Genomic DNA, 22,783 nt, shown 5'->3' on the forward strand with positions numbered 1-22,783 from the left:
CTCCAGCCTCGTCACCTCGGTCGTTTGAAGCGTCGGGTTCGATCTTGCAGCATCTCGGCTCATGAGTCGCCATCGACCGAACGCTTCGATTGCGCCAGAGAGACGATCGTTCGCGGATGGAGAAGCGGCGTTCCGGTCGTGATCCAGTCCTCCACAAAGCCGGGAGCGAAGAGCTCCCGCGCCACGATCGAGGCCGCGCCGACGAGGCCGGCCGAGCGGCCCATGCGCGAGCGCGCGATCGTCAGGTCCCGACTCGCCAGGGGATGGGCGTGACGGTAAACGCCCTCGCGAATGGCGGCGAGGCAAATATCGCCGGTCTCGGCGAGGTCCCCGCCGACCACGAGGGTTGCAGGATTCAAGAGATTGACGAGGCTGGCGAGGACCGTTCCGATCGCCTGTCCCGCCTTTGCCAGAAGATCGGCCGAAAAAGGATCGCCGAGGCGTGCTGCGGTGCCGATGTCCGCGATCTCCACGGCGCCGGTGCGCGCAAGCGTGGCGGCGAGCGCAGGGCTGCGGCCGTCCTCGGCGGCGCGTCGCCCCTCCGCGGCAACGGCCGTACAGCCCGCGACGGTTTGCAGGCATCCGACATTCCCGCAGCCGCAGACAAGCATGTGCTCGTTGCCGGCGTAGACATGGCCTATCTGCCCCGCAATCCCCTGCGCGCCGCGCAGGAGGCGCCCGTCCGCCACGATCCCCGCCTCGATGCTCGTGCCAAGATGAACGAACAGCATTTGTGCGCCCTGTTCGGGCGCAAGGGTGGTCGTCTCGCCGAGGGTCGCGGTCTGCACGGCGCTTCGCACGAAGGCGGACGCGTGAAAGCGCAAGGCGAGGCGCTCGACGAGCCTCGCCTCGTTCCAGCTCGGAAAGGTGGTGAACCGAGGCACCGCAAGCTCGGCTTCCGCTCCGAAATCGACGGCGCCTGGCACGCCGAGCGCAAAGCCCCACAAGGGGGCGGGGCTGTCGGCTAGCGCCCACTGGAACAAGGCCGCCAAGCGATCGAACAGGACATGACCCGCCGGGTTCGTCTCGATACCCTCGTAATGCTCGATCAGGAGCCGGCCGGAGAGATCGGCGAGCCCGATGCCGATCGTGCTGCCGTCGAGATTGGCGACGAGGAGGCGGCCGGCTTCGGCGCGAAATCGCACGAGGCGGGGCGCGCGCCCGCCGATCGAGCGTCCCGTGCCGCCCTCCTCGACGAGGCCGAAACCGGACAAGGTCGCTAGCCGGTCGGCGACGACGGCGCGGCCGAGATGCGCCTCCCGTTCGAGATCGAGGCGGGTCGCCGAGCCGTTGGCGCGTAGGATGGAGAGAATCGACACCAGACTCTGACGTTCTGCTTCGAGAGCGCGCATGCGTTCCGCTCCGAGGGGGGGCGGTGCGTCCACAGGTCGAGGGGATACAATAGCGGCCCGTTGGTTCGGCAAGGGAGTGACTCCTTCTCACGAGCCAACATGCCGGGGCGGAGGAGGCCATGCAACCCGTTTTGATGCCCATCGACAGATTGGAGTTGACTTCTGCATTTTATCGACATAACAATTGCGCAAGACACCAAAAGTGTCGTCATCTGTCGGGAGGGACGGTATGGCCGCTTGGAAAATGGCGTATCACGCCAATTGCTGGGGTCCGCTCGGCGGCGATGCCGTCGGCGTGACCTCGATCGGACGGCTCGCCTACCGCACGTTCGGCGACATGGAGCGCGCCGCTCGCGAGATCGCGGCGGCCGGATACGAGGGCATCGAGTTCTTCGACGGCAACGTGCTGGACGATGCCGGCGAGCCATCCGAAGATGTTCGCCGCATCCTGTCCGCGACCGGTCTCGATCTCGTCGCCGTCTATTCCGGCGCCAATTTCATCTTCGCCGACATTCTCGACGAGGAACTCGGCCGCATCGAGCGCGCGGCGAAGGCCGCCCGGTCGCTCGGTGCAGAGCATCTCGTGGTCGGCGGCGGAGCGAGGCGGCTGGCGGGCGTTCGCGACGGAGACTACGATGCCCTGGCGGCCGGTCTCGACAAGGTCGTGGCGCTGGCCGAGCGGCATGGGCTGGCCGCCCACTACCATCCCCATCTCTCCACCATCGTCGAGACGCCGGATCAGGTGGCGCGCATCTTCGAGACGACTGCGATCGGCTTCTGCCCGGACACGGCGCATCTCGCAGCCGCCGGCGGCGACCCGGCCGCGCTCGTGCGCGCGCACGCCGCCCGGATTTCCTACGTCCATCTCAAGGGCTGGCAGCGCGAACCTTTCGCCTTCACGCCCGTCGGTGAGGGCGACTGCGACAATGGCGCGGTGATCCGCGCGCTGAAGGAGATCGGCTACGAGGGCTGGGTCTGCAACGAGCTGGACGCATGGGCCGATCCGGCGGCCGGGGCGCGGGAGAGCCTCGACTTCGTGAGGGCAGAGGCCGCCAAGGCCTGACAATCCGGCTCGAAGAGGCCGGCCGACAATTTCATTCTGGGAGGAGACTACCTATGCGCATCACCCTGCTTCTGCGCTCGACGGCGCTGGCTGCCACTCTGGCATTGTCCGTCGTGCCGTCCGTCCATGCGGCCGACCCGGCGCAGGCCCTGGCAGACGTCGGCAAGACCGTCCTCAGCGTCGGCCCGAACGGGGAGAAGCCCGAGCCCGCCTCGGCGGTCTCGCTGACGGACGCGGAACTCGCCGAGATCAAGGGCATGAACGCCAAGGCCGCGATCGTCATGCACTATGCCGGCAACGACTGGAGCCAGGCGCAGATCGAGGGCCTCAAGTCGCAGTTCGAGAAGATGGGCATATCGGTCGTCGCCGTAACCGATGCCGGCTTCAAGCCCGACAAGCAGGTCGCCGACATCGAGACGGTGATGGCGCAGAAGCCGAACATCATCGTCTCCATCCCGACCGATCCGACCGCGACGGCGGCGGCCTACAAGGCGGCGGGGGAGGCGGGCGCCAAGCTCGTCTTCATGGACAACGTGCCGGCCGGCTTCAAGGCGGGCACCGACTACGTCTCGTCCGTCTCGGCCGACAATTACGGCAACGGCGTCGCGACCGCCCATCTCCTCGCCCAGGCGCTCGGCGGCAAGGGCGATGTCGGACTGGTCTTCCACGCGGCCGACTTCTTCGTGACCAAGCAGCGCTACGACGCGGTGAAGAAGACGCTCGCCGAAAACTATCCCGACATCAAGGTCGTCGCCGAACAGGGCATCGGCGGACCGGACTTCGCCGGCGACGCCGAGAAGGCGGCGGGCGCGCTGCTTGTCTCCAACCCCTCCATCAAGGGCATCTGGGCGGTCTGGGACGTGCCGGCCGAAGGCGTCGTCAACGCCGCGCTGAACAACGGCCGCGACGATCTCGTGATCGTCAACTGCGACCTCGGCGAGAACGCGGCGATCAACATGGCGGGCGACGGCCCGATCAAGGGCCTTTCCGCCCAGCGGCCCTTCGACCAGGGCGTGACCGAAGCCATGCTCGCCGGCTACGGCCTCCTGAACAAGCCGGCGCCGGCCTATGTCGCGCTGCCCGCTCTGCCGGTGACAAAGGCCAATCTCGCCGAGGCCTGGAGCCAGGTCTACCACAAGCCGGTCACCGACAAGATTAAGCAGAGCATGGAGTAGGCCCATCCGCCGGCGCCGCCCCTCCTTCGAAGAGGGCGCGGCGTCCGCGACAAGCTCGGGGTGCGGGCGCTTCGATCGGCGCGACCGCTTGCGAGACTTCGCGCGTCCTGACGGACGATGACCAGATTTCGATCGATGCCGACGACGGTCTCCCCGTCGCATCCCTGTCGCCCGCATCCCCGTCGCCACGATCCGTCCGGAAGGTCTCGTCCATGAGCCCCTCGTCCTCGATCCCCGATGCCGTGCGCATGCGCGGCGTGTCCAAGCATTTCGGCGGCGTGCGCGCGCTGGACGGCGTCGATCTCGACGTCCGGCCGGGCGAGGTCCATGCGCTGCTCGGCGAGAACGGCGCGGGCAAGTCCACCATCCTCAAGATCCTGCGCGGCGTGCAGCCGCCGAGCGCCGGGACGGTGGAGATCGGCGGCGTGGCGATGACGAGCTTCTCGGCCGAGGCGGCCCGCCGGCTCGGCGTCTCCATGGCCTTCCAGGAGATGAGCCTCGTCCCGACGCTCACCGTCGCGCAGAACGTCTTCCTCAACCGCGAGATCCGGTCCGGCGCCTTTCTCGACGATCGCGCGGCGGTGGAGGAGGCACGCCGCCTTTTCGCGCGCATGGGCGTCGCTGTCGATCCCCTCGCCAAAGTCTCCGACATTCCCGCCGGCCATCGCCAGTTGACCGAGATCGTCAAGGCGACCTCCGCGCCCTGCAAGGTCCTCGTCCTCGACGAGCCGACCACCGCTCTCTCGGGCAACGAGGTCGAGCGCCTCTTCGACTACGTGCGCCAACTGAAATCCGAGGGCGTCGCCGTCGTCTACGTCTCGCACCGGATGGACGAGATCTTCCGCATCGCCGACCGGGCGACCGTCCTGCGTGACGGGCGCCATATCGTCACGGCGCCGCTCGCCGAGTTCACGCTGGATTCGATGATCGCCCACATCATCGGGCGGCGCTCGCGCGGCTTCTCCGACGTCGTGCGCGAGACCGCCGAGGTCGGCGAGGCGCTGCTCGAGGTGCGCGGCCTCGTCGGCGAGGGCAAGCCCGCGGGCGTCGACCTGACGCTCCACCGCGGCGAGGTCGTCGGCATCGCGGGCCTTCTGGGGAGCGGGCGCTCGTCGCTGGCTCGGGTGCTCGCCGGCGTCGCGCCGTCGAAGGCCGGCGAGATCCGCGTCGGCGGCCGTGCCGTCGCGATCGGCAAGCCCTCCGACGCGATCGCCGCCGGCATCGCGCTCGTGCCCGAAGACCGGGCGCGCCAGGGCTTCGTCGCCTTCCACACGGTGGAGAGCAACATCGCCCTGCCGAACCTCGCGAGCCTGTCGCGCGGCGGCCTCGTGGACGGGGTCAAGGCCGCGCGGCTCGCCGACGCGTCGATCGAGCGCCTGCGCATCAAGACGGACGGCCGCCGGGCGCCGGTGCGCTCGCTCTCCGGCGGCAACGCGCAGAAGGTCGTCATCGCCAAATGGCTCGCCACCGAGCCGGACATCCTCATTCTCGACGAGCCGACTGCGGGCATCGACATCGGCTCGAAATCCGAGATCGTGACGCTGATCCGGAATCTCGCCAGGTCGGGCAAGGCGATCCTCGTGCTCTCTTCCGAACTCCAGGAACTGCTCGCTGCCTGCGACCGCATCCTCGTCATGTCCGAGGGGCGCATCGTCAGCGAAGTCTCGCGCCACGACCTCGACCCCGGCACCGAGGCGGGCGAGGTCGACGCGCTCCTCCACGCCGAGCAGACCCTGAACACCCTGATGCAACAAACCCGGTCGCAAGCGCCGAGGGAGATGGCCCGATGAGCGAATCCAGCCAAGCGCCGAAGACGGCACCTTCACGGTTCGCCGACTGGCGCGACTACATCATCTACATCGGCTTCGTGGCGATCTTCCTGATCTTCGCCGCGACGCTCGGCGACAAGGGCTTCCTCGACCCGAACAACCTTCTCAACATCATCCGCCAGACCGCGATCATCGCGATCGTCGCGGTGTCCATGACCTTCGTTCTCGGTACCGCCGAGATCGATCTGTCCGTCGGCGCGGTGGCCGGTCTCGCCTCGGTCGCGACCGCCATGGGGATCGACCAGTTCGGCATTCCCGGCGGTATTCTCTACGGGCTCGGGACGGGCCTCGTCTGCGGCGCGATGAACGGCTGGCTCACCACCTCCGTCGGCATCCCGTCCTTCCTGACGACGCTCGCCATGATGGGCATCGCGCGGGGCGTGGCGATGTGGATCTCAGGCACGGCCGCGATCCCGATCCTCTCGAAGCCCTACATCTCGATCTTCGGCGCGGGCAATCTCGGTCCCGTTCCGAGCCTTCTTCTCTGGGTCGCCGCGGCCGGCATCCTCGGCCATGTCGTCCTGCGCCGCACGACGTTCGGGCGCCGGGTGCTGGCGACGGGCGGCAACGAGACCTCCGCGCGCTATTCCGGCATCGATACGTCCTCGGTGAAGTTCAAGGTCCTCCTGATCTCCTCGCTCGCGGCGGCCCTTGCCGGAATGCTCTATGCCGGCCGCCTGCGGTCCGGGCGGTTCCAGTTCGGCGAAGGCGACGAACTCTCGGTCATCGCGGCCGCCGTGCTCGGCGGCACCAGCCTCTTCGGGGGCGCGGGCACCGTCGTTGGCTCGATCATGGGCGCGCTGATGATCGGGCTCATCAACAACGGCCTCGTGCTGATGGGGCTGGAATTCTCGCAGCAGCTCATCGCCCGCGGCGCGATCATCATTCTCGCGGTCGCCATCAGCCAGGCGCGACGGCGCTGAGAACAAAGGACAAGCCGATGACCGACACCGTCTTCGACCCGCACCAGCGCGCCACGATCGAGGCCGCCATGGCCCGCATCATTCCCTCCGACGACGGGACGCCCGGCGCCCGCGAGGCCGGCTGCATCGACTTTCTGGAGCGCTACCTCTCCGGCCTCGACTTCATCTTCGCCAAGCCGGACGGCTCCGGCTTCGAGGTGCTGGAGGGCCGTTTCGCCGAGGCCTGGATGCGTCGCATCGAGATCATGCGCGGCAAGTATGCCGACGGCATCCGCGATCTCGACGCGCGGGCGCGGCAGCGTTTCGCCGCACCCTTCCAGGACCTCTCCCCCGCGGATCAGGACGACGTCCTGAGGGCTCTCGAGGCGGACGGCTCGGGTGCCGCGACGACGCTCGCCGTCTCCGACGGCCTCGCCGGCCCGCTCGGGGAGCCGGCCCTTCAGCAGACCTCGACCGAGGTCGATCTCGACTTCTTTCCCCTTCTCGTCACCCACACCCGCCAGGGCTTCTACGCCGACCCGATCTACGGCGGAAACCGTGACGCGATGGGGTGGAAGGTCATCGGCTTTCCCGGCCCCGCCTCGCTGAAGGAGGTGCAAGAGGGCCGCTACACGACGCTGCAATGGTTCGCCGAAGGCGAGGCGGAGAAGGTGAAGGAGTTCCACGATGGTCTCTAGGAACAAGCCGACACGGACTGACGTCGTCGTCATCGGCGCGGGCGCCTCCGGGGCCGCCGCCGCCAAGGTCCTCTGCGAGGCGGGCGTGCGCGTCGTCGCGTTGGAGAAGGGTCCGTGGCGCCAGAAGGAGAGCTTCAGCGGCGACGAGCTCGCCAACATCAACCGCTACAATCTTTGGCCGGACCCGATGCTCAACCCGCGCACCTGGCGCGAGAGCGCGGCCGACGAGGCGCGCGTCGATCTCTTCTGCCCGGTGCCCCAGATGGTCGGCGGTGGCACGGTCCACTGGCAGGGCTGGCTGCCGCGCTTCACGCCGAACGACTTCCGGCTGCGCACGGTCGCGGGCGATCTGCCCGGCGCCTCGCTCGCCGACTGGCCAATCACCTACGACGAGCTCGAACCCTACTACCAGAAGGTCGAATGGGCCTTCGGCGTCTCCGGCGAGGCGGGCGCCAACCGCTACGAGGGCCCGCGCTCCGGCGGCTACCCCTGTCCGCCCATGCCGATGTCGCGCTACGCCCAGAAGTTCCACGAGGGTTGCTCGGCGCTCGGCTGGAACGCCTTCCCGACGCCGCAGGCCGCGCTCTCGCGGCCCTTCAACGGTCGCAGGGCGACCGTCGTCAGCGCCTTCGCGCAGCAGCACGGCGATCCCACCGGCACGCGCTCGTCCGCGCTCAACGTGTTCGTGCCCGATGCCGTGGCGACGGGACACTACGACCTGCGCCCGGACTCTTACGTGCGCGAACTCGTCCTCGACGGTGCCGGCCGCATCCGGGCCGCCGTCTACGAGGATGCCGATGGCGAGGTCTTCGAGCAGGCGGCCGATCTCTTCATCCTCGCCTGCGGCGCGGTGGAGACGGCGCGGCTGATGCTCCTGTCGCGCTCGGGACGCTTTCCGAACGGGCTCGCCAACGGCTCCGATCTCGTCGGGCGCAACGTCACCTTCCACGAATATTCCGCCGCCGTCGGCACCTACGAGGACCCTGTCTATGCCTGGGCGGGCGGCGGCTATGTCAGCGCCTCGACCTTCGAGCACTACGAGCACGACGACGCCCGCGGCTTCGTCTCGGGTGGGCACATCGCGGTGGCCGGCGTCGGCATTCCGCTGCCGATCAACTGGCGCCTGCCGGGCGCGCCGTCCTGGGGCGCGGAGGCCAAGCGCATCGACCGCGAAGAGTTCAGCCACAGCCTGGCGATCGCGATGGTGCTGCACGACATGCCCCAGCACGACAACCGCATCGATCTCGACGACGAGGTGCGGGACGCCTGGGGCCTTCCGGTGGCGCGCGTCACCTTGAAGCCCCATGCCAACGATCTGGCGCAGGGGCGCTACCTGATCGACCGCGGCGCCGACATCCTGCAGGCCAGCGGCGCGAAGTCGATCACGAAGGTCTATGCGGATCGCGTGACCGGCAACTGCTCGCATCAGCACGGGACGGCCCGTATGGGCGACGATCCGAGCCTGTCGGTCCTCAACCGCTGGTGCCGGGCCCACGAGGTGGACAATCTCTACGTCGTCGACGGCTCGCCCTTCCCGACCGGCACCGGCGCCAATCCTACCCTGACCATCATGGCGAACGCCTGGCGCGTAGCTGAAAAAATTATTGCGGAGCGCGGGCGCTGATGAATATGATGAGAAAGGTGCGTGGGAGGACGGCAATAGGCTACAGCACACCGAAAGCGGACCTACCAATTCCCAACCCGTTCGGTCTCAGGCGGCAGACGAAGCGGACGCTCGGAAGCGGTCCATCCGCTTTCGCCCCGGCCATTCTCAAAACACCCTCGTTTACGAGAACGCTTGCGCCGTCTTGCTAGCCGTTCTCAATCGGGACGGTTGCGGGCTAAGCGTACGGTTCCGAACCTCCTTTAGCCGCCTCTGGATGTAGGGAGATAGGCGCGAACGAACTCGATAGCCGCTATGGTCTTTTTTGCATGGTTCATAGCACGGCGGTACAGTTTGACTGGAAATCAACGACGATCCTGAACCAACTGCATCGATGGTTCATCGAAGGCATACCTAAAACGGATCTGCATCACATGCTCTGCGAATCGGCGGGTATCCCGGGCGATCTTCCTGATCTATTCCGCAACCGCTTGTGCGCCGACTTCAACGATGTCCTCCTCGCTCATCCCGGCCCGCCAATGCGGGAAGCAAACCTGTTGAGCTCGGGGGAGGCCGATCTCGCGCAAGTAGGACCGGATGGCGCGAAAGGCCTGGAACTCGCAACCCGCCCATACGAACGTATCAGGCGGCATCCCGGGCGTGGCGCGCACGGCCTCGTCGAGCAAAGACGTCGTTCCGGGAGAGCGGCCATTGCGATGCAGCCAGCGAAGCTCGACGCCGCCGGGTGCCGCAAGGGTCTGTTCCTCTTGCGCGTCCTCGACCTCGATCATCGCGACGCCGCCGACATGAGGAGGAAGCGCTTCCAGAATCCGCGCGATGCCCGGCAACCCCGTCTCGTCGCCCGCTAGAAGGTAATGGGACGCGGGCCTTAGACCATGGGCGGCGGGGCCGAGGATGCCGACGATGTCGCCAACCCTGGCTGACCGCACCCATTCGATTCCAGGCCCGCCGCCGTGGGGATGCAGGACGAAGTCGATGGCCATCGTGCCGGCCACGGGATCTACGGTTCGGATCGTATAGACACGCGAGCCGATCGTTTGTCGCCCGCCGGGCCAGAGGATGCCGCCATCGTCGTCGAGCCGCGGCCATTCGGGATCGCCGGCATCCTTGGGCGAGAACAGAAGACGGGCATGCAACTGATCCAGCGGAGCAAATCGCCATAGGTCCTCGCCCGTGAAGGAGACGCGCCTCATGCGGGGCGTGACGTCGCGGACATTAGCCACCGTCAGAACTCTGAGATCGGGGGGAAGCGTCGGGCCGACGACATCGCCCTGCCATTCGATCGAGAGAGTCTCGGACCGCGCGTTGAAGGTGATCAGCCCTGTCAGTGAATGCCGAACGCGATTGAGACCGACGGCGGTCTCCGCCTCGACCCGCAGGTCCAGGGACCCGTCGCCGGGCACCATCCAGGCCGTGCCGAAGGGTGACGTCGCGACGAAGCCGTTCTCGTCGGGGCGCACCTGCATGTCGTGCGCGGCCAGCGCCTCAACGAGTATGTCGGTGAAGACGGCGACACGCGGAAACGCGATATGGCTGGAAGCGCGGAGCGTCACAGCTGGTCGTCTCGCAGACTGACCCAGCATGGCGTCTCGATCCCGATGGTCAGGAAGCGCTCGTTCAAAGCCGCCAACGTGCCGGCGGGATCGATTTGGGCACATCGGTCGGGGTGGGCCCATTTCGCGACCAGTTCGACGAACAGGATGTTCAGCGGCGGCACCGTGACCAGTCCGGTCCAGATGCCGTGCACGCGCTTCTGCCGGACCATCTCCAAGATCGAGAGCGCGGGTCGTTCGGCAAGGAGCCGGAGCCCTTGCCTTGCGGTCTCGACGGGAAGACCCGGCGCAATGGCCGGGCGGATTTTGATCGAGAATCCGCCGCCCGAAGCGATGTAGAGGCCGGGAGCCTCTGCGATCAGCTGCTCGGCGGAGATCTGCTGGAACCATGGGGAGGTCACGGCGTCAAGCGAGCGCCCGCCGCCTTGGGCCAGCAAGGTGCCCCAGACGATCTTGCCGGCTGCCCAGCAGCAATCCGCGTAAGTTGACTGGACCTCCAGATAGGTCTTGACCGGTTCGGCGCCTTCGAGACACCGCCCCACGGCGGAAAGCCGATCCGCGAAGAAGGACAGATAGACTTCCGCCTGCTCCTCACGTCCCAGGATGCGGCCCCAGAACCGCATCAGGTTCGACAGGTCGTCGCCATGCCCCTTGTCGTCCCCATTGGTCACAGCGCTGCCGAAGACGACGGGAATGCCCAGCGACTCCAGCCGTTGGACGAAAAGATCGTCGCCGCCATCGGCATAGGCGCTTGCGACCACGAGGTCCGGCTGAAGCGCGATCACGGCTTCGAGGGATACGCTGCCCGGCTCCAGCTTGCCGACGACCGCGATGGAGTGACCAGCCTGATGTTCGTAGGCCTGTCGAAGCGCGTCGCTATCGATCCGGTCCACCGCCGCCCAACCCACGATGAGCTTTGCCGGCTCCGGGTGGATGACGCCCATGGTCAAGACGTCGCGCGCTTCCAAAAGCACGATACGGGAGGGCCGCCCGACGAGGGCGACATGCCTTCCGATCATGTCGGTGACGGTGAACGAAGAGCCCGCCGCCCGCACTTCCGGTGCCGCGATGGCGGCAGCCGCGCCCGCTAAAAAGGCGCGACGATCAATGCCCATGCCCCACTTCACCATATCTTCCGCAGCCCGCCGAGGATCTGCCGCTCGCTGCCGAACTGACAGTACATGTTGAAGGAGCAGCTCGAATAGTAGTCTTCGTCGAAGAGGTTCTTCACGTCGAGCGTCGCGATGGTGCCCGCCAGCTTCGGATCCGCGCTTCCCAGATCGTAGCGCATCGAGAGATCGACCAGAGTATATCCGTCGGCTTTCACCCGATTGGCATCGTCGGCAAAACTCGACCCGACGAAACGCAGGCCGGCACCGAACTGCAACCCTTCCAAGGCCGTGCGGTCGAATGTGTAGTTCGCCCAGAGCGATCCGAAATGGTTCGGCACGGCCTGCGGGCGTTTGCCCCGCGCATCCGTCACGGAGGTCTGCGTGACCTCCGTGTCCAGAAGAGTCAGCGCGGCGATGATCTCCAGATTGTCGGTGGCGTTGCCGCGCGCCTCGAACTCCAGGCCGCGCGAACGGATCTCTCCCGTCTGGATATTAAAGCCGGGCGCGGAACCGGGTGTCAGGACGTTCTCCTGGCGGATGTCGAAGGCCGACACTGTGAACAGCGCATCGAGGAACGTCGGCTCGTATTTGATGCCGATCTCGAACTGCTCCGCTTCGGTCGGGTCGAACGCGGTGCCGGTTGCATTGACCCCGACCACCGGCTCGAAGGATGTCGCATAGCTCGCATAAGGCGCGATGCCGGTGTCGAAGAGGTAGAGAAGGCCCGCCCGGTATGTGGTCGCTTGCGACGACTGGTCCGCTTCGACGTTCGTGAGACGGTTGATCGTGTCCTGGCCGGTCCAGTCGTGCCGGATGCCCAGAAGCCCGCGCCAGTTGCCGAGGGCGATCTGGTCCTGAAGGTAGGTCCCCGTCTGATCGATTTTCTGCCGCGTATCGATGATGCCGAGGAAGGGGCCTGGATCCACGCCATATCGCGGGTTGACCACGTCGAGACCGGGAACGGCGGCAAAGCCGTAGCGCCAGTCGCTGTCGAAGGCCTGCGTATCGATCCCCGCCAGGAGCTCGTGGCGCAAGAGTCCGGTGTCGAAGCGCAGCAGAGCCTCGTTGTTCGTCGCCAGGCCGTCGGTGTGCTCGTCGGATCGGAACGCTGCTCGTGGCAGGATGCCGTCGGCACCCAGCGGGGCGACGAACTGGATGGCGTTCACATCCGTCGAAACGTCGGCATAGCGAAGCTTCGAGCGGACCTCGACCGTTTCGTTGAAACGGTGCTCGAACCGATAACCGATCATCCCCTGCTCGCGTTCGAAGCCCTCGAAGCCGGCATCGCCCACATTGAGGTCGCGGTTCAGATAGGGGCGATAGGCCTGCGGGGCAAGGAACCCGGGATAGAGCGAATTGAAGTAGCCGCCCTCCGGGTCCTTCTGGTAGCTGCCGAGGACGGTCAGCCGCGTGTCGGCGTCCGGCTCCCAGGCAATGGCAGGGGCGATCGCCAGGCGCTCCTCCTCCACGCCGTCGTAGCGCGTGTCGGCGCGTCGGCCGATCGCCGACAGACTGTACTGCCAGACCGCGGCCTCGTCGAAGGCGCCCTGCGTCGTGTATCCAGACTGGACGCGACGATGCGTGCCACCTTCCAGCCGCACCTCGTTATACGGCGTTCCGCTCGGCATGCGGCTGACCTGATTGACGAGGCCGCCGGGGCTGACCTGTCCATAAAGCAAGGCCGCCGGACCCTTCAGGACATCGACCCGATCCAGAAGGAACGGATCGACCTGGAACTGGCCGAAGCCCTGACCGCGCGGCAGCCTCAACCCATCGAGGAAGTTGACGTAGCTCGTCGATGTGCCGAAACCGCCGAAGCCACGCAAGAACACCGCATCGTAGCGCGTGGTGGCATCGGGATCGGAGAGAACGCCGGCGGTGTAGCGCAGGGCATTGCCGACGGTCTGAGGGTTCTGGTCGTCCAACTGCTTGCGGGTGACGGTCGAGACCGACTGCGGCGTTTCGATCACCGGCGTATCGGTTCTCGTCGTCGAAACGCTCCGCTTGGCAAGAATACGGCCGGAGCGTCCATCGGCGGTGACCCCGTCGGCGCTTCCTTCGATCACGATGGTGTCCAGAACGATCGGTTCCTGAGCGGCGGCTGGTCCAGACAGTAGAACCATCGGCGCGGCCGCCATCAACAAGGCTAGGCAGCAGGATGTCTTCATCGACGCGAGGCCCCTCGAACCGTATGTCACGCCCGCTTGGAAACGAGCCGGCTCCCCCGAGCCGTCGATCCGTATCACCATATCGGGACGATGCCGTCCAGTTTTATTCTTGACTTCAATCATCAAGTTTTTCGCTGTCGATCCTCATGCTCTTCTTTGATGTCGTTCCAATCTGGGATACGTCGCCTTCGGAGCGTCCTGAAAGAAACAGTCCGCCCGCCGGGGATCACGTCTATGCCACCCATGGACCGCACAGAACCCGCGTCTCCCGGCGCGTCTCGAAGCTCGGCCTCAGGACAAGGACAAGGACAAGGACAAGGTCGATTGCCCGAAAGCGAAACGATCTCGAAGACCGGCCTGACGCGGGGCGGACGGCCGTCGAAGAAAGCCGCCGAAGCGCTGGATCTTCGAATTCTCTCCGAGGCAACGCGGCTGTTTGCGGCCAACGGCTTCGCGGCGACGTCCATGGAGCAGGTCGTATCGGCTTGCGGCGCCGGAAAGGATACGATCTATCGACGATATGCGAGCAAGACCGCCCTGTTCCAGGCGGTGCTCGACCACTTGCGCCGACATGCCGTCGAACGGCTGGAGGCGGCGACACCGGCGGAAGGCCCGCCCCTGGACAGACTGTCGAGCTTTGCCCGGCAGCTCCTGTCGATCAACCTGGATCCCCAGCTTCTGGCGCTGCACCGCATCTCCTACGGCGAGTTGATCGTGTTTGGTTGCGCCCCGAAGCTGGCGACGGCCGACGACCCCATCCTGCAGCGCTTCACGGCCTTGGTCTCGGCAGCCCAGGAAGCGGGAGACATGGCACCGGGCGACGCCGCCTTCATCGCCGACCAGCTCCTCTATGCCATTGCCGTGAAGCCAACACTCGCTGCCATGCTAGACCCGCACGCATTTAGAGATGAAGGTCAAAGTACCTTATATTTCCAACGCGCTTGGCAATTGTTTATGCAGGGAGCGTCGATCTAAACGTACACTACACCGGAATCTTCAACATCAATTTGCTTTATCATGGTAAAAATTGTCTAGATTTATGTAAAAACTTATTCTGCGTTGAATGAAATTTCACTGCTTCTGGTGACCTCCGAGACCGGCATTCCGTCCGTATGACTGGTAAAGGACATTATCAGATATAGATTTTCAACATGCTCGGTCGATGCGTAGCCGCTTTGCGCCCTTCCGAGACGTAGGAGCGGACAGCAGCCAACCCGGGAAGCGGACGTTCGCTCAGCGCCAGAGTTCAATGCTCAACCGACGGCTCGGAGCAGATCACCTGTCTTCTCGTAACCGATCCTGCGCATTCGCGAGCCCTTCTCAAACAGTTCGGTCGACCGAACGATGTCCAGCGGTTTGGAGTAGAGGTAGCCTTGCACTTCACCGCAGCCGATCTCTCGGAGAACTGCCGCCTGCGAAGCCGTCTCGACGCCTTCGGCGATCGTGCGAATGCCAAGCCCACGGGCTAAAACAACCACGGAGCGGAGCACAGCCATCGAATGCCGACTCTCGGGAATGTCGGTCACGAAGCTCCGGTCGATCTTGATCTTGGCAATCGGAAAGCGGTGCAGATAGCCGAGCGAGGAGTAGCCGGTGCCGAAGTCGTCGAGCGCGAAGCTCACCCCGAGAGCCAAAAGCTCGTCGAAGATGCCGGACAGGCGATGGTTCTCGCCGACGAAGGCCGACTCGGTGATTTCGAGTTCCAGCCGTTGAGGATCGAGTCCGGACGATGCCAAAGCCGAATGCACCGCCCCGACGATGTCGCCGGATAGGAACTGGAGGGGCGAGACATTCACGGCGATCTTGATCGCCTCCGGCCAGTGCAACGCGTCTTGGCAGGCTTGGTGAAGGACCCAGGCTCCGAGCTTGTGGATCATCCCGGTCTCCTCCGCGACCGGAATGAAATCGGCCGGGGACACGAAGCCGCGTTCGGGATGACGCCAGCGGATCAGCGCTTCCGCGCCGGTCCAGGCGTCGTCCTGGAGGGAGGCCTGCGGCTGGTAGGCCAGTTCGAACGCTCCGATTTCGAGCGCTTGTGCGAGATCGCGTTCCAGCGCGAGCCGTTCGAGGCGCGCCGTATCCATGGAGAGATCGAACTCGACCACCGGACCGGCCGCCGTTCGCTTTGCCTGATAGAGCGCGACGTCGGATTGGCGGCGCAGGACGGACGGATCAATGCCACCGTCGTTGGCGGTCGCGATGCCGACGCAGGTCCCGATTGAGACGCGGTGTCCGTTCACCTCGTAGACGCGGCTAACTTCCTGGACGATGCGTTCGGCAAGACGCCGGGCGCGGTCGCCATCCGTCGATCGGACGAGGACCAGGAACTCGTCGCCCCCGATCCGGAAGACCGCTGCATCGCTCGGGAGGACGCTAGTGGCACGACGGGCGGTTTCCACGAGGACGGCATCCCCCGTCGCATGACCCAACGCATCGTTGACGCCCTTGAACCGATCGAGGTCGAAAGCCAGCAAGGCGACCGGAGAGTTGCCGGCCGCGAGTTCGTCAAGTTTTGCTTCCAACGCTCGGCGATTGGGAAGCCCGGTCAGGCTGTCATGGAAGGCGGCGAAGCGAAGTTGCTCCTGAGCCGTCTCTCGATCCGTCACGTCGTGCAGCAGGAGACTGGCATAGCGTAGACGCCGGCCTTCACCGCCGCCGCGCCGCCTGTCCTCCAGCCAGAACGGCGAGACCGTGTATTCGAGGACGCACGCGTCGTCTTTGCCCGTCAGCTTGACGGTACGTCGAACGGGGGGGCGGCCGGTCGCAACATCGTCCAACTCGCTCATCGCCTCTTCGATCGCTTGTACGAGGGCAGTCGGCAGATCGGCCAGTTCCCCGACACGATCGGTCCGGGGCAGGTCGAGCAGACGTCGCGCGACCTCGTTGATCCGCTTAATCACGCCCTGTTCATCGACGATCACGATGGCGTCGAACCCATCGTCGACGACCCGCTCCAGAAGCCGCGCCATGTTACGGCTTTCGACCCGCGACACCCAAAGTCGAAACTGGCGAAGGTCGAACTCCCGCACGAGGCTCCAGAGCGTGATCGCCCCGATCGCGAGCTGAAGTTCGGCCGTTTCAGCCATCACGGCGCGTTCGATATAGAGCCAGGCCGCGGCCCCTTCGATCGCGACCGAAGCTCCAGCGAGGGCGAGCACGCTTCGGCGAAGCGGATTGCGCACCACGAGCCAGCCGCCGGACACCAGAAGGAGAAGTGCCATCGGAAGCGGCGGTCGCCATGATGTCAGCGCCCGCTCCTGCATCAGCGACTCCGTCGCGAGCGCGATGACAGTCGATCCCGACACGATGCCTGCTCTTGGGACAGGGAACAGGTCGTGCAGCTCGATCGCCGTCGCGCCGACGATCAGCGTCTTTCCAGCTAGCAGGCCCTTTGCGATGCGCCCGCCGACGAGATCCACATAGGAGATGCGTGGGATCGAGGCGGCGGCGATCCCGTGGTCGATCCCGAAGTCCCCGCCGATCTCCTGGCGCCCAGCAAGAACCGCGGGCATGGAGATTATCGTCTCACCGTCCACGTCCATGGAAAGTGGAAAGCGTCGAACGCGCCCGTCGGCATCGATCGGGACGTTGATCGAGGCCGGCCAAGACACCGCGAGCAGCGAGGGGATCGGCAGGGACGGCAGCGTCGTCCCCGAAGCCGCATCGTACTGGACGAAAGCCGCCAGGAACGTCTCGAGCCCGGTCGTGCCAAGGGCTTCGGCGAACGCTTCATCGTCATCGCCGTTCGCACGCGAAGAAAAGTCGACGTCGAAGGCAACCCGTCTCGCGCCGGCCTCCGCCGCAGCCTTCAAGAAGGCGGCATGGAGGCGGCGCGGCCATGGCCATACGCCGACCTCCGCCAGACTCTTGGCGTCGATGTCGACGAGGACGATCTCCCCGGACGCCGGGCGCTGTAGCCACGAGTATCGGACGTCGGACAGTTGTGTGTCCAACAACCTGGCACCGCCGGACACGTACGCGCCGACAAGGCAGGTCGCCAAGATCAGAAGGGTGACAAGCTGCCCGATCCACGTTGCCATCTGGCTCGAAGACCGATTGTCGGTGTCCAAACTCACCATCCCGGTCGCTCTCCTGTCGGTGTCCGCCAGCGCGCCTAGTGCCGCCTACTTTTTGCCACCCCCATTGCCGTTCCCGTTCCCGTTCCCGTTGTTGCCTTTGCCGTTCCCGCCACCGTTGTCGCCGGTCGGCCCGCCGTTGCCGTTCCCATTTCCGTTGTTGCCGTTTCCGTTCCCACCGCCGTTGTCGCCGGCGGGTCCTCCGTTTCCGTTCCCGTTGTTGCCTTTGCCGTTGCCACCGCCGTTGTCGCCGGTCGGCCCGCCATTGCCGTTTCCGTTCCCATTGTTGCCGCCGTTGTCGCCGGCGGGGCCGCCGTTTCCGTTTCCGTTTCCGTTGTTGCCGTTGCCGTTCCCGGCGCCGTTGTCGCCGGTGGGTCCGCCATTACCGTTTCCGTTGTTGGCGTTGCCGTTCCCGCCGCCGTTGCCTCCAGCGGACCCGCCGTTGCCGTTCCCGCCACCGTTGTCGCCGGTAGGCCCGCCGTTGCCATTCCCGCTCCCACCGCTGTTGCCGCCGCTGGGCCCACCGTTGCCATTGTTCCCGTTTCCGTTCCCGCCACCGTGGTCGCTGGTGGGTCCACCGTTTCCATTGGTCGCGTTCTCGTTGCCGCCACTGGACCCAGCGTTGCCGTTCCCGCTGTTGCCGTGGCCGCCGCCGGTATTGCCGACGGACCCGCCGTCGCCGTTGCTGCCGGGACCGCCGTTGCCGCCGCTTTCGTTACCCTTCGGGCCCTTGTCCGTTTCGGACCCCGAGCCTCCGTTGTTACCCGAAGAATTAAAACCACCGGCCGCCTTCGCCGAACCCGCGGCTTCTGAACCGCCTGCATTGGTTTCGGCGGTGGTGTTGCCGAGCGACGAACGATCACGCCCGTTGGAATCGCCACCGCCATAGCCGGCGAAACCAGATGCGGCGGAAGATCGAGATGTGGAGACGCTGGCACCACCATTGGTCGAAGCAGCCGCGTCGGTGCCGACCGACTGGGAGGTTGAGCCCTGCGTCTCGGCCGCTTGTGCCTCCCGGAAGCTGCTCAACGCCTGCCCTAAGGGAGCAACGCTGGGCGCAGACGGTTTTCCGGGCGTGACGTCCGGGGCATCCACGCCGGCCGTCCGTAAGCCGGGCGCGGCGGCGGACACGCTGGCGCGCTGGCCGGCTGCGACACCCGCCGTCTCACCGGTCTTCAAATCGCGCACCTGAACGAGCCCGCGACTGACGCCGATCTTCGTATCGGTCTTCGAGACGTTGATCGTGAAGGCCGTTCCCTTGACGACGGCCGCCATGAAGGGGGTCTGGACGGAGAAGTGTGGCGAGGCCCTCTTCTCGATGTCGAACTCGATGCTGCCGACCTGCTGCACCACCTCGGTCTTGGAACTGAAGAAGCCTTTCGGCCGCACCACCGCGACGCTCCCTGGGCCCAACGTCATGACGTTGTTCTCGCTGGAGAGACGGATGCGTCCCGACTTCGCGGTGGCGATCGTCAGCCCTTCGGGGATCATCATGCCGGAGGTCAGAACGCTGCGCTTCTCCGCCGTCTCGATCGTCCAGGCCGTGCCGCTGACGCGATCGACCCGCCAGTCGCGTGCCCACCCGACGTCGGCCTGAACGAGCGCAACCAGCGAAAGGGCGAGGACGTGGAGACGTGCGGACATGAGATCTGCCTAGCTTCGGTCCCCTTAGGATGACGCAGGAACGGTTACAGGTGCCTAACCGCAGGGATCGAATTTGCCGCGACTAGAGGAAAATAGACAATCCTGTTCGGTATCTCCGGTCGCACGTTCAGACCGTCCCTATGCACGAAGGCCGTATCGTCACGGAAGTGATTGGACGCTGGTGCACCTGCTTCTCTTTAGGAAGTGGTCAAACGTTTGAGGCCGGCCCACCCCATCGAGCCGGTCGAGCAGTGCTACAACTTCACGCGGAGCAGCCACAACAACGCTGCGACCCTGATCGGGCAGGGCGGGGTGATCGTTCGGTAGGGCGCTTTGCTAGCCAGCATAATGGCCGATTGCTTCGCCTGAGATCAAAACGACCCGCAGACACCGCCAGCCCTATGTGCCTATGCCCACTTTGTTGCCGTCGCCCCCGAAGACGGACTGGAAGCTTTCCACCCAACCAAGTCGGCGATCAACCATCGATGTTGGGTCGTTTGCGGAACGGCCGTTATCTGCGAACGCTACGCAGAAGCGGACAGGCAACTTTCGGCCCAAGGCGGCATCGAAAGTCGCTTCTGGGTTTGGATGAAAGTGGCCTGTCCGCCTTCTGGTGCCCAATACGAACGCCCGACGAGGAGCTAGACCACCGACGCGTGATGATCTTCGCCACGGCCCCGTAAGCGGCATCGACTCGTTAACCCCGGTAGGCCGCGAGGCTCAGTCCAGCGCGGCGGCGACGGCGTCGAAGAAGATCAGCGGGTCGATCGGCTCCTTGCCGGTCGGCTTGGGCTGGGCACCGAATGTGACGATGACGACGTTCTTCGCCGGGTTGATGTAGATGTTCTGCCCTTGGATGCCGATCGCGGCATATGCGCCGTCGGCGATCGAGGGCGTAGTCCAGCCTGTCCACCACATGTAGCCGTAGTCCAGTTTCGAGCCGTCCTTCAACAGGGTCGGTCGCGAAGCCTCTTTGGTCCAGCCGTCTGGCAGGATCGAGGTGCCGCCGATCTTGCCCTCGTTCAGGAAAAACAGGCCGAAGCGGCCGTAGTCGCGCAAGGTGGCGCTGATGCCGCTTCCGCCGATCTCATGCCCGTCCGGGGAATCAAGCCACCAGCTGGCGTCGGCCTCCATGCCGAACGGCACCCAGATCTTCTCCGAGAGGTAGTCGGCCAGCGGTTTCTTGATCGCCCCGCGCACGATTTCGCTCAGCACCTGAGTCTCCCCGGTGCTGTAATTGTTCACCGTTCCAGGCTCGGCGGCGCGCGGAAGGCTGGCCATCAGCTTCATCGCCGAGCCGGGCACCTGCGACATTTGAGACTTCAGGAGCGCCCGTCGGTCGGAGGCGGGGTCGGTATATGTCTCGTTCCACCGAACACCGGAGGACATCATCAGCACATCGCGTACGCTCGTGCCGTCATACGCGCTGCCCTTCAGCGCTGGCACATAATCGGCGACCGAGGCGTCGAGGCCGGCGAGCAGGCCTTCCTTGATGGCGATGGCAGCGAGTGTCGAGGTGATCGATTTTGCCACCGACATTGACATCCAGCGCGTTTTATCAGTGTTGCCGCGCTGGTAGGTCTCATAGGCGACTTCGCCGTCCTTCAGCACGAGAAGTGCGGTGATGCTGTCGAGCGCCATGAAGTCGTAGAGATCGTTTTTCTTTCCTTCGACCTCGAAGGTGACGTTGCCGAGCGGCTTGTCGGACTTTGGCAACGGCAGCACGGTACCGCCGGCCCTGATCGCCCGTGTGGGAAACAGCCGATCGATGTTCCGAAAGGTCGCCACGGCATCGTCGGGCAACAGCGTGCCGTCGTAGATGTCCTCGACCTTGCCGATCTTCTCGGCGGCATGGACATCGTCTGAATCCGCGGCGGAAGCCGGTGTGAGGACGGCCAGCGCCGCAACTGCGGCAAGCCATCCGCTCAGCAGGTGGGATCGTCCAGTGAAAGCAAAAGAGCTGATGGGGGCCGACATGATCAAGTCTCCTCGTTGCAGGCGGCATAGTGCCCGTCGGGACGGCTGGAGCAAGCGAGTATTGGTGATTCAGCGGTGACCTGGAACGCGAGCGTGCGTATCGGACCCGGCAACGCCCTACTGGCTTGGCGTGTGGAAGGGCAGCCTCTTAGCCCCCATGCCAGGAAGCGGACGGTCCGCTTTCGGCCCAACAATCCCTTCTAGAGATCGAGGAGTTTCAGGACCGGAGTCCTCAAAATCATGGAATCAAACGGACGAGAGAAAATGACTGTCCACGGTCACCTCCTCGGTGCGAACCTCGCGGACGATGACACCAAGGCCCCGTTCCTTCAGCAGCTGACATAGGAGTTCGCCGTCCACGAGATCGATGGCGGGCGCGCCATCGCGCGTCGCCTCACGCCGTGCGTCTGCCGTGAAGCTGCCCGTCGTGATGATCAGGCCCTTGTCGGCACGACCCTGCATGGCGCCCCGGAAATCCCTCACCACGGGCGATGAGACTGCTCCCGCATAGCGCTTGCACTGAAACAGAACCTGAAACGAGATCAGGTTCATGCGCAGGACACCGACCCCGTCGATCCCGCCGTCGCCCGACTTCCCGGTGACCTCGACCTTCACGAAGCCGCTCTCACGCAGAAGCCGCTGGCAGAGCCGCTCGAAGGCGGAAGGGTCCATGGCCTTCAACGCCGCCAACAGCTGATCCCGCCAGTCGGTCACCTCCTCGGTCGTGACGCCGTCGTCGGACGATGCCTCGACCGGTGGCACCTCTTCCGCGGCATTGGCCTCGGCCGCAGCCTTCCGCCGAGCCTGGTACTCGCGCATGGCGTTCGCAACGCGCTCGCGAACGATCCCGTCGCCGCCGGCAAGAGCCTTGCGTCCGTCCTCGGTCAGAACCCAGACGCCGCGACGTTCATTGGCGAGCAAGCCGGCCTCTTTCAGGTAGCTCCGAGACCATGCGATCTTGTTGGGAATGATCGGCGTGCCGCTCTTCTCGTGCGCGACGGCCAGATCCTCGTCCGTGAACGCGAATTCGTCGATCAGCTTCTGCTCGATCTCCTCGATCGAGGCCGAACCGCCAAGCGCGTCCAGAAGCCGGATGATCGGGAGGTAGAAATCATCCTTTTTGAGCTGGTTGGCGATCATGCCCCGGTTCCGCCAGCCCGAACCTTTTCCCGCTTCCTTCCAGACGCTGTACGTGGCTCCATCGCATAGGGCCGGATCAGGACCGAAGCCGGGATCTGGAGTTCGTCATGAAGCCGGTTCGCGACGGCCATGGTCAGACCCCGTTTGCGGTTCAAGAACTCCGACAAGCGCGATTTTGAGCCAAACACCGGTGCGAGGGTCTCGCGTGAAATGCGGCGATCGGCCATGACCATCTTCACCGCGTCCACGGCATCGGGCGCCTCGATCGGCCACGTTTTCGCTTCATAAGCCTCGATCAGCGAGGACAAGACGTCGAAGCGATCGGCGTCCGCGGTGCCCAGCTCGGGCTCATGGACGAAATATTGCTCCACCTCGGCCAAGGCCCAATCGTAGTCGGCTTCGGTGCGGATCGGGCGGATATCCATCAGACGGTCTCCGGATTGATGCGGTCGTACTCGGCATGGGTTCCC

At 65.3% G+C, this 22,783-nt stretch carries 16 protein-coding genes; 7 read left to right on the forward strand and 9 right to left on the reverse strand.

Annotation, left to right across the window (positions count from 1 at the left end; translation table 11 throughout):
- Nucleotides 1–59: 59 nt before the first annotated feature.
- Nucleotides 60–1,352 carry an ROK family protein gene (locus GGR04_RS20490; RefSeq protein WP_183202005.1) on the reverse strand — a complete coding sequence of 431 codons (1,293 nt, stop codon included), beginning with the start codon at nt 1,350–1,352 and terminating at the stop codon, nt 60–62.
- Nucleotides 1,353–1,581: 229 nt separating this feature from the next.
- Between GGR04_RS20490 and GGR04_RS20495 the strand changes: the two genes are divergently transcribed.
- The 6 genes from GGR04_RS20495 (at nt 1,582) to GGR04_RS20520 (ending at nt 8,643) form a co-directional block, all read left to right on the forward strand.
- Nucleotides 1,582–2,415, forward strand: coding sequence for a sugar phosphate isomerase/epimerase family protein (locus GGR04_RS20495; protein WP_183202007.1), 834 nt, complete (start codon nt 1,582–1,584; stop codon nt 2,413–2,415).
- A gap of 53 nt (nt 2,416–2,468) precedes the next feature.
- Nucleotides 2,469–3,590, forward strand: a complete 1,122-nt coding sequence (locus GGR04_RS20500; RefSeq protein ID WP_183202009.1) for a substrate-binding domain-containing protein — start codon at nt 2,469–2,471, stop codon at nt 3,588–3,590.
- Between the two features lie 212 nt (nt 3,591–3,802).
- Nucleotides 3,803–5,380, forward strand: a complete 1,578-nt coding sequence (locus GGR04_RS20505; RefSeq protein WP_183202011.1) for a sugar ABC transporter ATP-binding protein — start codon at nt 3,803–3,805, stop codon at nt 5,378–5,380.
- The gene (locus GGR04_RS20510; protein ID WP_183202013.1) at nt 5,377–6,342 is read left to right on the forward strand and encodes an ABC transporter permease; all 966 of its coding nucleotides are present in this window, start codon (nt 5,377–5,379) and stop codon (nt 6,340–6,342) included. The genes GGR04_RS20505 and GGR04_RS20510 overlap by 4 nt, the downstream gene beginning before the upstream one ends.
- A gap of 17 nt (nt 6,343–6,359) precedes the next feature.
- A complete protein-coding gene (locus tag GGR04_RS20515; RefSeq protein WP_183202016.1) occupies nt 6,360–7,019 on the forward strand; it encodes a gluconate 2-dehydrogenase subunit 3 family protein in 660 nt (219 codons plus the stop codon).
- A complete protein-coding gene (locus GGR04_RS20520) occupies nt 7,009–8,643 on the forward strand; it encodes a GMC family oxidoreductase (protein WP_183202018.1) in 1,635 nt (544 codons plus the stop codon). The genes GGR04_RS20515 and GGR04_RS20520 overlap by 11 nt, the downstream gene beginning before the upstream one ends.
- Before the next feature lie 455 nt (nt 8,644–9,098).
- Here GGR04_RS20520 and GGR04_RS20525 read toward each other — a convergent pair whose 3' ends face one another.
- From GGR04_RS20525 to GGR04_RS20535, 3 genes are read right to left on the reverse strand one after another with little or no spacing between them, the layout of a single operon-like run.
- Nucleotides 9,099–10,226: a siderophore-interacting protein gene (locus tag GGR04_RS20525; protein WP_183202042.1), complete on the reverse strand. Its 1,128-nt coding sequence runs from the start codon at nt 10,224–10,226 to the stop codon at nt 9,099–9,101.
- Nucleotides 10,193–11,326 carry an ABC transporter substrate-binding protein gene (locus GGR04_RS20530; protein ID WP_210291903.1) on the reverse strand — a complete coding sequence of 378 codons (1,134 nt, stop codon included), beginning with the start codon at nt 11,324–11,326 and terminating at the stop codon, nt 10,193–10,195. Before GGR04_RS20530 ends, GGR04_RS20525 begins: the two co-directional genes overlap by 34 nt.
- Nucleotides 11,320–13,374, reverse strand: a complete 2,055-nt coding sequence (locus GGR04_RS20535; RefSeq protein WP_312857499.1) for a TonB-dependent siderophore receptor — start codon at nt 13,372–13,374, stop codon at nt 11,320–11,322. The genes GGR04_RS20530 and GGR04_RS20535 overlap by 7 nt, the downstream gene beginning before the upstream one ends.
- Before the next feature lie 426 nt (nt 13,375–13,800).
- On the opposite strand from GGR04_RS20535, the gene GGR04_RS20540 reads away from it, so the two are divergent.
- A complete protein-coding gene (locus GGR04_RS20540) occupies nt 13,801–14,451 on the forward strand; it encodes a TetR/AcrR family transcriptional regulator (protein WP_210291904.1) in 651 nt (216 codons plus the stop codon).
- 278 nt (nt 14,452–14,729) lie between these two features.
- Here the strand turns inward: GGR04_RS20540 and GGR04_RS20545 are convergent, their stop codons facing one another.
- The 5 genes from GGR04_RS20545 to GGR04_RS20565 form a co-directional block, all read right to left on the reverse strand.
- Nucleotides 14,730–17,546, reverse strand: a complete 2,817-nt coding sequence (locus GGR04_RS20545; RefSeq protein ID WP_183202024.1) for an EAL domain-containing protein — start codon at nt 17,544–17,546, stop codon at nt 14,730–14,732.
- A 54-nt stretch (nt 17,547–17,600) separates the two neighbouring features.
- Entirely contained in the window at nt 17,601–19,196 is a 1,596-nt protein-coding gene (locus tag GGR04_RS20550) for a FecR domain-containing protein (protein WP_183202026.1), read from the reverse strand.
- 720 nt (nt 19,197–19,916) lie between these two features.
- Nucleotides 19,917–21,173, reverse strand: a complete 1,257-nt coding sequence (locus GGR04_RS20555) for a serine hydrolase domain-containing protein (protein WP_183202028.1) — start codon at nt 21,171–21,173, stop codon at nt 19,917–19,919.
- 246 nt (nt 21,174–21,419) lie between these two features.
- The gene (locus tag GGR04_RS20560) at nt 21,420–22,313 is read right to left on the reverse strand and encodes a restriction endonuclease (protein WP_183202030.1); all 894 of its coding nucleotides are present in this window, start codon (nt 22,311–22,313) and stop codon (nt 21,420–21,422) included.
- On the reverse strand, nt 22,310–22,783 hold a 474-nt coding region (locus GGR04_RS20565; protein ID WP_312857500.1), incomplete at its 5' end, for a helix-turn-helix domain-containing protein. The genes GGR04_RS20565 and GGR04_RS20560, both read right to left, overlap by 4 nt.

The organism is Aureimonas pseudogalii (genome assembly GCF_014196835.1).
GTDB classification, from domain to species: domain Bacteria; phylum Pseudomonadota; class Alphaproteobacteria; order Rhizobiales; family Rhizobiaceae; genus Aureimonas; species Aureimonas pseudogalii.

Coding starts and splice junctions, on each gene's coding strand:
- GGR04_RS20490 (WP_183202005.1), bottom strand. CDS start 1,352: ATGCGCGCTCTCGAAGCAGAACGTCAGAGTCTGGTGTCGATTCTCTCC.
- GGR04_RS20495 (WP_183202007.1), top strand. CDS start 1,582: ATGGCCGCTTGGAAAATGGCGTATCACGCCAATTGCTGGGGTCCGCTC.
- GGR04_RS20500 (WP_183202009.1), top strand. CDS start 2,469: ATGCGCATCACCCTGCTTCTGCGCTCGACGGCGCTGGCTGCCACTCTG.
- GGR04_RS20505 (WP_183202011.1), top strand. CDS start 3,803: ATGAGCCCCTCGTCCTCGATCCCCGATGCCGTGCGCATGCGCGGCGTG.
- GGR04_RS20510 (WP_183202013.1), top strand. CDS start 5,377: ATGAGCGAATCCAGCCAAGCGCCGAAGACGGCACCTTCACGGTTCGCC.
- GGR04_RS20515 (WP_183202016.1), top strand. CDS start 6,360: ATGACCGACACCGTCTTCGACCCGCACCAGCGCGCCACGATCGAGGCC.
- GGR04_RS20520 (WP_183202018.1), top strand. CDS start 7,009: ATGGTCTCTAGGAACAAGCCGACACGGACTGACGTCGTCGTCATCGGC.
- GGR04_RS20525 (WP_183202042.1), bottom strand. CDS start 10,226: ATGCTGGGTCAGTCTGCGAGACGACCAGCTGTGACGCTCCGCGCTTCC.
- GGR04_RS20530 (WP_210291903.1), bottom strand. CDS start 11,326: ATGGTGAAGTGGGGCATGGGCATTGATCGTCGCGCCTTTTTAGCGGGC.
- GGR04_RS20550 (WP_183202026.1), bottom strand. CDS start 19,196: ATGTCCGCACGTCTCCACGTCCTCGCCCTTTCGCTGGTTGCGCTCGTT.
- GGR04_RS20555 (WP_183202028.1), bottom strand. CDS start 21,173: ATGTCGGCCCCCATCAGCTCTTTTGCTTTCACTGGACGATCCCACCTG.
- GGR04_RS20560 (WP_183202030.1), bottom strand. CDS start 22,313: ATGATCGCCAACCAGCTCAAAAAGGATGATTTCTACCTCCCGATCATC.